This window comes from Terriglobia bacterium, assembly GCA_020072645.1.
Taxonomy (GTDB): Bacteria; Acidobacteriota; Terriglobia; order Terriglobales; family Acidobacteriaceae; genus Angelobacter.
This window is the reverse complement of record JAIQGK010000017.1, coordinates 99,806-112,765: the sequence shown is the minus strand read 5'-3', so window position 1 is coordinate 112,765 and position 12,960 is coordinate 99,806. Positions and strand designations below refer to the sequence as shown.

The 12,960-nt window shown below is 56.7% G+C and carries 14 protein-coding genes; all 14 read left to right on the top strand.

The window, feature by feature from the left end:
* Window positions 1-262 precede the first annotated feature (262 nt).
* The 14 genes from LAO76_22950 (at window position 263) to LAO76_22885 (ending at window position 12,921) form a co-directional block, all read left to right on the top strand.
* A complete protein-coding gene (locus LAO76_22950) occupies window positions 263-1,267 on the top strand; it encodes an AraC family transcriptional regulator (protein ID MBZ5493788.1) in 1,005 nt (334 codons plus the stop codon).
* A 29-nt stretch (window positions 1,268-1,296) separates the two neighbouring features.
* The gene (locus LAO76_22945) at window positions 1,297-1,956 is read left to right on the top strand and encodes a dihydrofolate reductase family protein (protein MBZ5493787.1); all 660 of its coding nucleotides are present in this window, start codon (window positions 1,297-1,299) and stop codon (window positions 1,954-1,956) included.
* A 275-nt stretch (window positions 1,957-2,231) separates the two neighbouring features.
* The gene (locus LAO76_22940; GenBank protein MBZ5493786.1) at window positions 2,232-2,402 is read left to right on the top strand and encodes an aldo/keto reductase; all 171 of its coding nucleotides are present in this window, start codon (window positions 2,232-2,234) and stop codon (window positions 2,400-2,402) included.
* Window positions 2,403-2,432: 30 nt separating this feature from the next.
* Window positions 2,433-3,425 (top strand): aldo/keto reductase, encoded by a 993-nt coding sequence (locus tag LAO76_22935; protein ID MBZ5493785.1) that lies wholly within the window; start codon window positions 2,433-2,435, stop codon window positions 3,423-3,425.
* A gap of 123 nt (window positions 3,426-3,548) precedes the next feature.
* The gene (locus LAO76_22930; protein ID MBZ5493784.1) at window positions 3,549-4,535 is read left to right on the top strand and encodes an aldo/keto reductase; all 987 of its coding nucleotides are present in this window, start codon (window positions 3,549-3,551) and stop codon (window positions 4,533-4,535) included.
* A gap of 43 nt (window positions 4,536-4,578) precedes the next feature.
* Entirely contained in the window at window positions 4,579-5,334 is a 756-nt protein-coding gene (locus LAO76_22925) for a glucose 1-dehydrogenase (GenBank protein ID MBZ5493783.1), read from the top strand.
* Between the two features lie 71 nt (window positions 5,335-5,405).
* Complete coding sequence (locus LAO76_22920; protein MBZ5493782.1) at window positions 5,406-6,404, top strand: aldo/keto reductase; 999 nt, start codon at window positions 5,406-5,408, stop codon at window positions 6,402-6,404.
* A 53-nt stretch (window positions 6,405-6,457) separates the two neighbouring features.
* Window positions 6,458-7,444 (top strand): aldo/keto reductase, encoded by a 987-nt coding sequence (locus LAO76_22915; protein ID MBZ5493781.1) that lies wholly within the window; start codon window positions 6,458-6,460, stop codon window positions 7,442-7,444.
* 37 nt (window positions 7,445-7,481) lie between these two features.
* Window positions 7,482-8,498, top strand: coding sequence for a zinc-dependent alcohol dehydrogenase family protein (locus tag LAO76_22910; protein ID MBZ5493780.1), 1,017 nt, complete (start codon window positions 7,482-7,484; stop codon window positions 8,496-8,498).
* Between the two features lie 21 nt (window positions 8,499-8,519).
* On the top strand, window positions 8,520-9,296 hold the full coding sequence (locus LAO76_22905) for a carboxymuconolactone decarboxylase family protein (GenBank protein ID MBZ5493779.1): 777 nt from the start codon (window positions 8,520-8,522) through the stop codon (window positions 9,294-9,296).
* The gene (locus LAO76_22900) at window positions 9,293-10,081 is read left to right on the top strand and encodes an SDR family oxidoreductase (GenBank protein ID MBZ5493778.1); all 789 of its coding nucleotides are present in this window, start codon (window positions 9,293-9,295) and stop codon (window positions 10,079-10,081) included. The genes LAO76_22905 and LAO76_22900 overlap by 4 nt, the downstream gene beginning before the upstream one ends.
* A gap of 53 nt (window positions 10,082-10,134) precedes the next feature.
* Window positions 10,135-10,962, top strand: coding sequence for an SDR family oxidoreductase (locus LAO76_22895; GenBank protein ID MBZ5493777.1), 828 nt, complete (start codon window positions 10,135-10,137; stop codon window positions 10,960-10,962).
* 13 nt (window positions 10,963-10,975) lie between these two features.
* Window positions 10,976-11,380 carry a cupin domain-containing protein gene (locus LAO76_22890; GenBank protein MBZ5493776.1) on the top strand — a complete coding sequence of 135 codons (405 nt, stop codon included), beginning with the start codon at window positions 10,976-10,978 and terminating at the stop codon, window positions 11,378-11,380.
* A complete protein-coding gene (locus LAO76_22885) occupies window positions 11,377-12,921 on the top strand; it encodes a sodium:proton antiporter (protein MBZ5493775.1) in 1,545 nt (514 codons plus the stop codon). Before LAO76_22890 ends, LAO76_22885 begins: the two co-directional genes overlap by 4 nt.
* Window positions 12,922-12,960 lie beyond the last annotated feature (39 nt).

Here is a 12,960-nt window from a genome sequence, read left to right as displayed (position 1 = left end):
GGGGCCCCCTGGGGCGTCTAAAATTCAAGTGCATGTTCGAAGCAAGGGCTTATTCAACTGCGAGTGCTGTTTCGCCGTTGGTCTTTACCAAGGTCCCACGACGCGAAAGCATCGTTGATTTCTGCGGCAAGCACAACATCCCCGCTGACGTCGAGATTATCCCCATTCAGAAGGTCAATGAGGCTTGCGAGCGGTTGTTGAAGTCGGATGTGAAGTACCGCTTCTCGATCGACATGGCGTCGTTGAACAATTGGGTAAGAAGATGAGCAAGCACCTTCGTTTCTCTGGAAGCAACTTCACGAAGATGGAAGAGCTTGGGCTTTCTGCGTCAACTGTGCTGCGCAGAGCGGGACTTCCACAGGCCCTTCGCGATCAGCCACTCTCTCTTCTGAAGACTGACGAGTATTTCGCACTATGGCGAGCCATTGGGGAAGTCACCCCAAATCCGGCGATCGGTCTCCAGCTCGGAACTGAGAATAGGACTGAACGGTTCCACCCGATCGGTCTTGCTTCCCTCTCTTCAGAGAACTTCGGTGATGGCATCGACCGGATGGCCCGCTATAAGCAACTCACTTGCCCGGAGGAGATCCTGCAAAAGAAGGGTGATGTGGAGTGGAGCATCCAATTCCACTGGCTTCTTGCAAAAGAGGTCGAACCACCAGTACTGATCGAATGTGCCTTTGCCTGGGTGCTCTCAATCGCCCGGCACGGCACGGGTAGTCGCCTCTCCCCCCTTCGTGTCGAGTTCATTCAACCACGCAAGCATGTGAAGACCATCGAGCGCCACTTCGGATGTCCCGTGGTCTTCGGTGCTCCCCGGAACGCAATCATCTTCCGTGCGTCGGATGCGATGAAGCCCTTCGTTACGCGCAATGCCGAACTTCTCGGTATGCTCGCGCCGCAGTTCGAACAAGAACTGAAGCAAGCCGATCTGAACGAGAGCTTCCTGGATCGCGTCCGAATAGCGATTCAAGAAAAGCTCACAGGCAAGCGACCCACCATCGACGATATTGCCGATGCTCTGCATATGAGCCCACGCACACTGCAGCGGCGATTGCAGGACGAAGGCTGTAGCTTCCAGCGCGTCCTGGAAGATGCCCGGCATCATTTAGCACGCAACTATCTGGTTAATCCAATCCTCGAACTGAATGAAGCTGCATACTTACTCGGGTACGAAGACGCTAATTCGTTCGTGCGAGCCTTCCGGATGTGGGAAGGCATTCCGCCAGCCCGTTGGCGCGAACAGCGGTTGAAGGTAGCCTCATGAGCGGAACGAGACCTTACATCATTTGCCACATGGCTTCGACAATCGATGGGAAGATCGACGGCTCTGCGCTGCGGGACATCATGCGTCACGGCGAATACGAGGCGCTGCATGCAAAGCTAGGCGGGACTGCATGGATCTGCGGGCGCACGACCATGCAGCAGCACTTCGCAGAAGCCGAGCCATTCGTTTCCAGAACCAACACGCCTGCCGGCCCTCAGCCGGTGCATATCGCCCGCCGCGCAGACTCGTACGCGATCTCTGTCGATACCGTTGGTAAGCTTCGGTGGTCTCGCATGGAAATTGACGGCGATCACCTCATTTGTGTACTGAGCGAGCAAGCTCCGACTGATTACCTGGCAATACTTCGCGAGATGAACATTTCCTACGTGGTTGCAGGCAACTCTTCTGTCGATCTCTTAAGAGCAGTTCAGTTGCTGCGAGAACATTTCGGCATAGGCACGCTGTTACTGGAAGGCGGAGGTCACATCAACGGCGCTTTTCTCCAAGCTGAGCTGGTGGATGAAGTCAGCTTGCTGCTGCTCCCTGGTTTAGACGGTCGTCACGAAATTCCTGCAGTGTTCGACGGCGTCACCGACTCGAACCACAAAGCGGTGCCTCTCAATCTCAAATCCGTCGAACAACGCGAAGCTGGTGCTCTGTGGGTCCGTTACGACGTTCCTAGAAGCTAAGCTACGCCAGGTTGCGCCACCCAAATAAAAGCGATCTCGATTGGCGTCTTCTGCATGCACTTTGGCGGCCTGTGCATATCACAGGAGCCGTCAGAAGCTTAAGGTAATCATCAGGGCGAACCGAAAAACGAACACGTTTTTCTAAATGGGCAGAGCGCGCAAGTTGTGGTTCTGAAATTCTCGGATCCCCATGATTGCCCTCATCTTTCAACCGGCATCGAAGTAGCGAAGCAAGTGGGTACCAGAAGGCTTCACCGGATACAGAAGGAGTTCTTATGAAGAAGCACAAACTTGGAAAAGGTAACTTGGAGGTCGCGGCTCTCGGCTTCGGCTGCATGGGAATGAGCTTCGGCTACGGTCCCGAGACCGACAAGCAGCAATCGATCTCTGTGATCCGTGCGGCATTCGAACGCGGCGTCAGGCTCTTCGACACCGCCGAAGCCTAGGGGTAAACAAACCATGCAAAAGGAGAATCTATGAAATATACCAAATTAGGAAATACGGGCATCGACGTTTCAAAGATCTGTCTTGGCATGATGAGCTTTGGCAAGCCAGGAAAGGAACACGGACTTTTCCCCTGGGCTCGTGATTTCGAAGAAGCAAAACCCATCTTTAAAAAAGCGATTGATTTCGGCATTAACTATTTTGACACGGCAAACGTCTATCAACTCGGCACCAGCGAAGAGGTGACGGGCAAGCTGATTCGAGAGTTCAGTCTAAATCGAGATGAGATTGTTGTTGCGACGAAAGTTCGAATGGAGATGCGCCCCGGAAAGCCAAATGGCGGCGGTCTTTCGCGTAAAGAAATTCTCAGCGAGATCGACAAAAGCCTGAAACGGTTGGGCGTGGACTACGTCGATCTCTACACCATCCATCGACTTGACCCCTTGACTCCCAAGGAAGAAATCATGGAAGCACTTCACGACGTCGTGAAGGCCGGAAAGGTGCGATACCTGGGTGCCTCGACCATGTATGCGTGGGAGTTTGAACGTTTGCAGAATATCGCGGAAACAAATGGCTGGACGAAATTCGTATCGATGCAAAATCACTACAACCTGATCTATCGCGAAGAGGAACGGGAGATGATTCCACTATGCCGGGAACGAAAAATAGCCCTGACTCCGTGGAGTCCGCTTGCCGGTGGTCGCTTGGCTCATCCGTGGGGAACAGTTACCCCGCGTGTAAAGATCGACGAAGTTTCTAAGTGGGTTTGGGATGGCACCAATGACCTTGATAAAGTCGTCATTAACAATGTAGAAAAAATGGCACTGGCGCGCGGCATTTCGATGGCTCAGATGTCACTTGCGTGGATGCTAAGTAAGCCGTACGTGACTTCTCCCATTGTGGGAACTACGGCAGTCTCGCATGTTGAAGAAGCGGTCACGGCATTAGAGATTCGTCTTTCTGATGAAGAAGTGCAGGCTCTTGAGAAGCCGTACGTCACCCATCCGGTCTTGGGGATGATGTAAGCGTCCACGACAAGAAGGAATCTGGTCCAGTGGAAAGGCCGCCCGGAACTATGGTTGGTAGAGGTATCGAATGCAATGTAACAGTTCTAATCGGAATTCAACTCACAACATAAAGAGTGATCTATGCAAAAACGTAAATTAGGAAGAGCCGGTCCTGAAGTTTCTGCTTTGGGGTTTGGTTGCATGGGCATGAGCACGAACTATGGCCCGACCGACGACAAACAGAAGATGATCGGCGTTCTTCGAGCTGCAGTCGATCGCGGAGTCACGTTCTTCGACACGGCCGAAGTGTATGGCCCTTTCACTAACGAGGAGCTCGTCGGCGAAGCACTGCAGCCGGTTCGCGACCGCGTGATAATCGCGACGAAATTCGGCTTCGACATCGATCCGAAGACAGGGGAGCGCTCCGGGAGGTTCGACAGCCGACCGGAGCATATCCGGAAAGTGACCGAGGCTTCGCTCAAGCGCCTGCGAACCGATCACATCGACCTGCTCTACCAGCACCGCGTTGATCCGAACGTGCCGATCGAGGACGTGGCCGGGACCGTTAAGGATCTGATCTCCCAAGGCAAGGTCAGATACTTTGGTCTCTCCGAAGCCTCGGCGCAGACGTTGCGGCGGGCGCACGCCGTTCTGCCGGTGGCCGCCATGCAGAGCGAATATTCGTTGTGGACGCGGGACCCGGAGGCCGAGGTGCTGCCTACGTGCGAAGAGCTTGGCGTTGGCTTCGTCCCCTGGAGTCCGCTCGGGCAAGGGTTTCTGACCGGAACCGTGAAGAGCGAAACTACGTTCGACAAGTCTGACGTCCGCAGTTGGTTCCCCCGCTTCACAGCGGAGGCAATGAAGGCCAACCAGCCGCTGATCGATCTGCTCGGAGTCATTGCGCGTCGCAAGAAGGCGACCCCTGCACAGATCGCCATCGCGTGGCTGCTGGCCCAGAACCCCTTCATCGTGCCAATCCCTGGCACGCGAAAGCTGGCGCGCTTGCTGGAAAATATTGGCGCAGTTGATATCGAGCTTACGCCCGAGGATCTTCACGAGATCGATGCGGCCGCCGCGAATTTCGTCGTGCAAGGAGCGCGGGGAACCGGCCGCGAAGTCTATGGTTGAGCCACTTCGACCCGCAGCACCATTAAGAGGAGGCATTGCAGAGATGAACAGGAACATGGAGGGAAAAGTCGCTCTCGTCACCGGGGCAAGCGGCGGAATCTGGTTGGCGACCGCGCGAAAGTTCGCGAAGGCGGGTGCGAGCATTGCACTCTGCGCACGGCGCACGGAAGTGATCAACAAAGAGGTGACGCAGTTGATCGCTGAAGGTTTCAAAGCGCTCGCGGTTTCCGCTGACGTGACCCATGCGAGCCAGGCGAGCGCGATGGTTGCGCGCACGGTCGAGCACTTCGGTCGACTCGACTACGCCGTTAATAACGCCGGTGTGATCAACGAGCGTGTCGCGACTCACGAGCATTCCGAGCAGGAATGGGATCGGGTGATCTCGATTAACTTGACCGCCGTCTGGCTCTGCATGAAGTACGAACTCGCTCAGATGGTGCGGCAGGGTTTCGGAGCGATAGTGAACATATCCTCTGTTGCCGGCTTGCGCGCGACACCTCGTCTTGCGGCCTACACCGCGAGCAAGCATGGTGTCGTGGGTCTCAGCAAGGGCGCCGGCGTCGAATACGCATCCCAAGGCATCCGCGTCAATGCTATCTGCCCCGGCTGGGTCGAAACACCCATGACCGCTGACTATGGCAGCAACCCCGAACACCGCCAGCAGATGGTCGCATCCGCGCCGATCGGTCGTACTGCACAACCCGACGAAATCGCCGAGGCTGTGGTGTGGCTCTGCTCCGATGCTGCTAGTTTCATCACGGCCGACGCCATCGCAGTTGATGGCGGCACGACCGCCTGACAAAGACTGCCAACGCAAACATCGCAGGACGGCGCTGTTTTTTCGCGGCTGCTCCTAGCAGGAGATTTGACATGCAAAAGCGCACACTAGGACGAAGTGATTTAGAAGTTTCTGCTCTTGGATATGGCTGTATGGGCCTCACCGGAATGTACGGCCTGCCGCTTCCCCGTGAGGAGGGCATTCGCATAATTCGCTCGGCGCACGAACGAGGCGTCACTTTTTTCGACACCGCCGAAGCGTATGGGCCGTTTGCAAACGAAGAGCTTGTCGGAGAGGCTCTCGCGCCAGTCCGCGATCAGGTGGTAGTCGCAACGAAGTTCGGGTGGGACATTGACCAGAAAACCGGGGAACGCAGAGGCGGTCTTAACAGTCGGCCCGAGCACATCCGACTGGTAGTGGAAGCAATGCTTCGGCGCTTAAAGGTCGAAACCATCGACCTGTTGTACCAGCACCGTGTCGATCCGGATGTCCCGATCGAAGATGTCGCGGGCACGGTGAAGGAACTGATCGCGCAGGGGAAGGTGAAGCACTACGGCCTCTCGGAGGCGAGCGCGACCACGATTCGACGCGCACATTCAGTTCAGCCGGTAACGGCCGTTCAGAGCGAGTACTCGTTATGGACGCGCGATGTCGAGCACAACGGGGTGCTCGCTATCTGCGAGGAGTTGGGCATCGGCTTCGTTCCATGGAGTCCGCTTGGTGCCGGGTTCCTGACCGGAAAGATCGATGCGTCAACGACGTTCGATCCGGCGGACTCGCGGAACGCCTCTCCACGCTTTGCAGCAGATGCTCGCTCCGCTAACGTGGCCGTCGTTGACCTGCTGAAGAGAGTCGGCGAGCGGAAGCGCGCGACACCGGCGCAGATCGCACTCGCTTGGCTGCTCGCGCAAAAGCCGTGGATCGTCCCGATTCCGGGCACTACGAAATTGCACCGCCTGGAAGAAAACATCGGCGCGGCGGAGGTCGAACTGACCTCAGACGATCTTCGCGAAATTGATGAAGCGGCGTCGAGAATTGAAGTCAAGGGCGCACGACTTCCTGAGGCAGTGCTGAAGTTTTCGAATCGTTGAATCGGGACGAATGCGCGGTTAACCAAAAGATCTTCACGTTATAGGAGTTTCGAATGCAAAAACGCAAACTTGGAAAGAGCAGCTTGGAAGTCTCGGCCATTGGCCTCGGCTGTATGGGCATGAGCTTCGGCTATGGACCGGCAGTAAATAAGCAGGAGGGCATTTCGTTGATTCGTGCCGCGGTAGAACGCGGCGTAACATTCTTCGACACTGCCGAGGTTTATGGACCTTTCGCAAACGAGGAACTGGTGGGTGAGGCGCTATTACCGTTTCGCGACCAGGTGGTGATCGCCACGAAGTTCGGCTTCAACATCGTCGAGGGTAAACAGTCTGGGCTTAATAGTCGGCCAGAACACATCAAAGAAGTCGCCGAAGCATCTCTGCGACGTCTCAACACTGATCGGATCGATCTCTTCTACCAGCACCGGGTAGACCCCGACGTTCCAATGGAAGATGTCGCGGGTGCGGTGAAGGAACTGATTCACCAAGGTAAGGTTAAACACTTCGGCCTGTCTGAAGCAGGCGTCGAATCGATTCGTCGCGCGCACGCGGTGCAGCCCGTCACCGCCCTGCAGAGCGAATATTCCTTGTTCTGGAGAGAACCTGAGCAGGAAGTAATTCCCGCGCTCGAAGAGCTCGGCATCGGTTTCGTGCCCTTCAGTCCGCTTGGAAAGGGCTTCCTCACCGGCGCGATCAGCAAGGATACCCAGTTCGACAAGAACGACTTTCGTAACGTCGTTCCTCGTTTCTCGCCAGAGAATCGGGAAGCGAATCAAGCGTTAGTAGATCTCATTGGGGAGTTTGCAAACCAAAAGAAAGCATCGCCAGCCCAGATCGCGCTCGCTTGGCTGCTTGCCCAGAAGCCTTGGATTGTCCCGATCCCCGGCACGACGAAGTTGCACCGGCTTGAGGAAAATATCGGTGCGGCGATCGTCACCCTGACGGATGCTGATGTTCGGCAGTTGGATGAGGCGACGTCGAAGCTCGAATTACGAGGCGCTCGGTACCCTGAACATCTTCAGAAACTGGTGGGCCGCTAATCGACTACAGGGAGAATCAGAGCAGAAAGGAAAGACAATGAAAGGAACTGTTCTTTACGGTGCGCGGGACGTTCGCTTCGAAGAGCGTCCCGAACCAAAGATCCTCAAGCGTACAGACGCCGTTATTCGCCTCGCTGTTAGCTGCGTGTGCGGCTCTGACTTGTGGCCCTATCGAGGCATTCAGCCCGTCGCTGGGCCCCAGGCGATGGGACATGAGTATTGCGGCTACGTCGAGGAAGTAGGCAGCGCGGTGAAGACGGTGAAGCCCGGCCAATTTGTCATCGGATCGTTCTGTATCTCCGACAATACCTGTCCAAACTGTCGCGCCGGATACCAGTCCGGATGCCAGCAGCTCGAATTCATGACGGGAGCGCAAGCGCCGTATGCTCGAGTACCGCTCGCCGACGGCACGCTCATCGCCACGCGTGAAAAACCAACGGATGATCTCCTTCCGAGCCTTCTTGCCGTGTCTGATGTGCTCGGAACAGGCTGGTTTGCGGCAGATGCAGCGAATGTAAAGTCCGGCTCGACCGTCGTGGTCGTTGGAGATGGTGCCGTCGGTCTGCTCGGCGTCCTTTCGGCAAAGCAGATGGGAGCCGAGCGCATCATCGCCATGAGCCGCCACGCGTCGCGGCAGAAGCTGGCGAAGGAGTTCGGAGCCACCGATATCGTCACGGAACGCGGAGATGACGGCGTAGCTCGCATCAAGGAAATGTCCAAAGGCATCGGCGCGGACTGTGTACTCGAATGCGTTGGCACCTTGGAATCGATGATGCAGGCGATCCGGTCCACCCGGCCGGGTGGTTCCATCGGCTACGTCGGCGTTCCCCATGACGCGCACCTCGACCTCCAACAGGTGTTCTTCACACTCGTCCGTTTCCACGGCGGCCCTGCTCCCGTGCGGCGTTACTTGCCAGACTTGATCAAACTCGTTCTCGAAGGAAAGATCAACCCCGGAAAAGTATTCGACCTCACGCTGCCTCTCGACCAGGTAGCAGAGGGATACCGAGCCATGGACGAGCGGCGCGCGATCAAGGCGCTGCTGCGCCCGTAGGCAGGGAAAAGGAAAACGATGATGGCTCCAAGCGAACGAGCGGTTAAGAACCACGAACAGCTATTTCCGAATCATGTTTCGACGCTGGCCGTTACGGACCCCGAGCTAATCGAGACGTTCGACAACTTTGCGTTTGATGAGGTACTTCGCGAGAGCAAGCTGGACATCAAAACGCGACTGATGGTCCAGCTTGCGGCAATCATCGCATGCCAAGCATTGACGGAGTACAAAGCAATGGCTGGAGCCGCGCTGAACATCGGCGTCACTCCAGTTGAAATCAAGGAGATCGTGTATCAGGCGGTTCCGTACGTAGGTATCGCTAAAGTGATCGACTTTCTGCACGCAACCAATGACCTGCTGCGGGAGCGAGGTGTCGAGCTACCGCTGCCGCCTCAGTCCACGACCACGCCCGAGAATCGTATGGAGAAAGGCCTCGCGGTCCAGAAGCAGATCATCGGCAGCGACGTTGTCGAGAAGTTGTACGCGAAGTCGGCTCAGGATCAGATGCACATCCAGCGCTTCCTCTCGGCCAACTGCTTCGGCGACAACTACACACGCGTTGGGCTCGACATCCGCACTCGCGAATTGCTCACCCTCAGCATGCTGGTTGCCCTAGGTGGATGTGACCCACAGGTTAAGGGACATGTCGGCGCGAACCTGCGTGTCGGCAATGACCGAGCTCGACAGATCGATGTTGTGACGCAGTTACTACCGTTCATCGGGTATCCGCGGACGTTGAACGGTCTCAGTGCGATTAACGAAGTGGCTCCCGCGGCCGAGCAAAAGGAGACGCGATGAACGTACTGGTAATCGGCGCAACCGGCAGTATCGGAAACCTCGTCGTTGAAGAAGCCCTTCGGCAGAAACACAGAGTCCGCGCGCTTGTCCGCAACTCATCCAAAGCGCGACAGTTCCCTCGTGAAGCCGACACTGTGATCGGCGATCTCACGCGCCCGGAGACGCTTGCAGCCGCAGTGGACGGTGTTGATGCGATTGTCTTCACGCATGGTTCGAATGGCGGAAGCAAGGCAGCTTCTGAATCGGTAGACTACGGCGGTGTTCGCAATGTTCTCGCCGCACTCGGGACACGGAAGGTGCGAATTGCGCTCATGACTTCGATTGGAGTCACGAATCGTGAAAGCTCCTACAACCGCTCCGCGGAGGTGCATGACTGGAAGCGACGGTCGGAACGGCTGGTGCGCGCCAGCGGCATGTCGTACACGATCGTACGACCGGGGTGGTTCGACTACAACGCCGCCGCCGAGCATAGACTCGTGCTCCTACAAGGCGATAAACGGCATTCGGGCACGCCAAAAGATGGAGCCATTGCCCGCCGGCAGCTTGCCGAAGTGCTGGTGCGTAGCCTGAGCTCGGATGCGGCGGTGCGCAAGACCTTCGAACTCGTCTCGACAAAAGGTGCGTCGCAAGAGGATTTCGACGCCCTGTTCGGCAGTTTAGAACCTGATCCCCCGGGCGCGCTCAACGGCGTGCATGACATGGCAAACATGCCGCTGGAGGAAGAACCCAAGCGAGTACGGGACGATTTGGAAGCGATGCAGACGCAGTCATCCGACGCAGCTTAAGGCAGCGCAGAGCCCAGTCTCACCATCAACGCAAGACGAAAGGGAAGAAAGTTATGGAAGTGATCATTGTCATTGGAGCCGGCCAGATCGGTCAGGCCATCGCGCGTCGCGTTGCTGTCGGTAAGCACGTCATCTTGGCAGACATGCGCCCGGAAAACGCGAAGGCAGCAGCCGATGTAATGTCAAATGCCGGCTACGACGTGAGCGTTGCGACCGTGGACGTGTCGTCTCGCGATGCAGTGCGAGCGCTCGTTGCAAACGCCACCGGTCGCGGTGACATCACTGGGCTGATCCATGCTGCTGGGGTATCGCCGAGCCAGGCTTCCGTCGCAACCATCCTCAAAGTGGATCTGTACGGCACTGCGCTCATGCTGGAAGAGATTGGCAATGTCATTGCTCGCGGTGGATCTGGCGTCGTGATCGCATCGCAGTCTGGGCATCGACTTCCGCCGCTCACCGTCGAACAGAATAAAGCGCTGGCTACAACACCCGTAGAGGAGTTGCTCAAGCTACCTTTCCTTCAGCTCGACAAAGTGACGGACTCTCTTCACGCCTACCAACTCTCGAAGCGCGGCAACTCGCTGCGCGTAATGGCCGAGGCGGTTCGTTGGGGAAAGCGCGGTGCGCGGATCAACACAATCAGTCCCGGAATTATAATTACCCCGCTCGCAAAGGACGAACTTACTGGGCCGCGCGGCGCTGGCTATCGGCGAATGATCGAGCTGGCTCCTGCCAAACGTGCCGGCACTCCAGACGAGGTCGGAACGGTAGGTGCGCTTCTCATGGGCCCTGATGGCGGGTTCATCACAGGCAGCGACTTTCTGATGGATGGCGGGGTGACAGCTTCCTATTGGTTTGGCGAACTCGCACCACAGCAGTAGATAGGAGAACGAAATGGAGATTACGCGAGTAGGTTCTCAGCCATCGGGGAAAGGCCCCTCCGATTGGTTCACCGGCACCGTCCGAATTGACTCGATGTTTCAACGAAAAGAACCAGCACGAATAGGAGGAGCGGAGGTGACTTTTGAGCCTGGTGCTCGCACTGCCTGGCACACGCATCCACTCGGTCAGACGTTGATCGTCACGTCAGGTTGCGGATGGGTGCAGCGCGAAGGTGGACCGGTTGAGGAGATTCGTCCAGGAGATGTCGTCTGGTTCGAGCCGGGGGAAAGACATTGGCACGGTGCAACCCCGTCAACTGCAATGACGCACATCGCCATTGCTGAGGCGCTCAATGGTAAATCCGTGGAGTGGATGGAGAAAGTCAGCGATCAGCAGTATCAGCGCGCTAATACATGACTCAACTCGAGACCATCATTGTCCTGGTCGTGGCCGCTGTGATCCTGTCGGCATTAGCTCGTCGGATTGGCGCTCCATATCCTGTATTTTTGGCTGTGGGCGGGGCACTCCTCGCGTTTGTGCCTGGCACTCCCTCGTTCGCAATACCCCCTGACCTGGCACTCGCACTATTCCTGGCACCCGTGCTTCTCGATGCTGCGTACGATTCATCGCTTCGAGATCTAAGGGACAACTGGATCCCCGTCACGAGCTTAGTCGTCTTTGCCGTCGGAATAACGACCGCCGTCGTCGCAATCGCCGTGCGCCTCTTGTTGCCTGAGATTTCGTGGTCGGCTGCAGTTACGCTCGGGGCAGTAGTCGCTCCCCCCGACGCTGCTGCGGCAACAGCCGTCCTCAGACCGCTCCGTGTGCCCCATCGGATCTTGACGGTTCTCGAGGGCGAAAGCTTGCTGAACGACGCGAGCTCACTGCTGATTTATAGAGTTGCTGTTGCAGCTGTCGCGGTGCACAGCTTCTCAATTCACACCCTTGCGCCGACCTTCTTCGTCGCAGTAGTAGCCAGTGTTGTCGTTGGGCCAGCCTTGGGATGGATTTTCGTCCGGCTATTTCACAGAGTGAAACACATTCCGAGCGCAATCGTTCTCCAATTTGTCACTGTCTTCGGGGTTTGGATTCTTGCCGATCGTGTAGGGCTCTCAGGCGTGTTGACGATGGTGTGTTTCGCCATCACGATTGCCCAATCCGCGCCTCAGCGAATTCCCGCCAGAATTCGCATACCAACCAACGCAGTATGGGAAACAGCTGTGTTCGTGCTGAACATCCTGGCATTCATCTTTATCGGGCTTCAGATTCGCCCCATTCTCGAACACTTGGATGCGAGCAATCGAGATCGATATTTTGTCATTGCGACTGTAGTCCTCGCGGTCGTCATCGCCGTGCGTTTGGTTTGGACGATGTTTTTCAACGCCGTGGTCAGGTGGCGAGATAGAACGCGTGGATTCCATCCTCCACGGCCAATGTTGCAAGCGTCCGTTGGCAGCGGATTAGTGGTCTCATGGGCAGGCATGCGCGGCATCGTTACTCTCGCTGCAGCCCTGGCCCTTCCTCCCGCCTTTCCGTATCGCGGTCTGATCATTCTAACGGCGTTTTGGGTTGTGCTTGGCACTTTGGCGATCCAAGGTCTGACTCTCAAGCCCCTGTTGCGGGCACTTGATCTACACGATGATGATCCCGTTGGCCGGGAAGTGCTTGCAGCTCGCGACTGCGCATTGCGCGCAGCGCTTGCAACCTTGGACGGTGTTTCATCGCCTGTTGCGGAAGCGCTTCGGGAAGAGTTCAAAGTCCGCGTAGCGACAAAAGAAGATGAAGAAGGCAGTGATCGCCGTTCTGAACACTCTTTACGGCAACGCGCGGCGCTTGATGCAGCACGTCAGGCGATTTTCGCGATGCGGGCAAATGACGAAATCGGCGATAGCGCTTTTCATCAGATCGAAGAAGAACTTGACTGGCACCAAATGACCTTGGATAACCAGTCGGAGTAAGTCGCGCTATGCACGACTACTCACGCTCAATTCTCAAAG

Coding starts and splice junctions, on each gene's coding strand:
- LAO76_22935 (MBZ5493785.1), top strand. CDS start 2,433: ATGAAATATACCAAATTAGGAAATACGGGCATCGACGTTTCAAAGATC.
- LAO76_22915 (MBZ5493781.1), top strand. CDS start 6,458: ATGCAAAAACGCAAACTTGGAAAGAGCAGCTTGGAAGTCTCGGCCATT.
- LAO76_22940 (MBZ5493786.1), top strand. CDS start 2,232: ATGAAGAAGCACAAACTTGGAAAAGGTAACTTGGAGGTCGCGGCTCTC.
- LAO76_22925 (MBZ5493783.1), top strand. CDS start 4,579: ATGAACAGGAACATGGAGGGAAAAGTCGCTCTCGTCACCGGGGCAAGC.
- LAO76_22920 (MBZ5493782.1), top strand. CDS start 5,406: ATGCAAAAGCGCACACTAGGACGAAGTGATTTAGAAGTTTCTGCTCTT.
- LAO76_22910 (MBZ5493780.1), top strand. CDS start 7,482: ATGAAAGGAACTGTTCTTTACGGTGCGCGGGACGTTCGCTTCGAAGAG.
- LAO76_22945 (MBZ5493787.1), top strand. CDS start 1,297: ATGGCTTCGACAATCGATGGGAAGATCGACGGCTCTGCGCTGCGGGAC.
- LAO76_22885 (MBZ5493775.1), top strand. CDS start 11,377: ATGACTCAACTCGAGACCATCATTGTCCTGGTCGTGGCCGCTGTGATC.
- LAO76_22950 (MBZ5493788.1), top strand. CDS start 263: ATGAGCAAGCACCTTCGTTTCTCTGGAAGCAACTTCACGAAGATGGAA.
- LAO76_22900 (MBZ5493778.1), top strand. CDS start 9,293: ATGAACGTACTGGTAATCGGCGCAACCGGCAGTATCGGAAACCTCGTC.
- LAO76_22930 (MBZ5493784.1), top strand. CDS start 3,549: ATGCAAAAACGTAAATTAGGAAGAGCCGGTCCTGAAGTTTCTGCTTTG.
- LAO76_22895 (MBZ5493777.1), top strand. CDS start 10,135: ATGGAAGTGATCATTGTCATTGGAGCCGGCCAGATCGGTCAGGCCATC.
- LAO76_22890 (MBZ5493776.1), top strand. CDS start 10,976: ATGGAGATTACGCGAGTAGGTTCTCAGCCATCGGGGAAAGGCCCCTCC.
- LAO76_22905 (MBZ5493779.1), top strand. CDS start 8,520: ATGGCTCCAAGCGAACGAGCGGTTAAGAACCACGAACAGCTATTTCCG.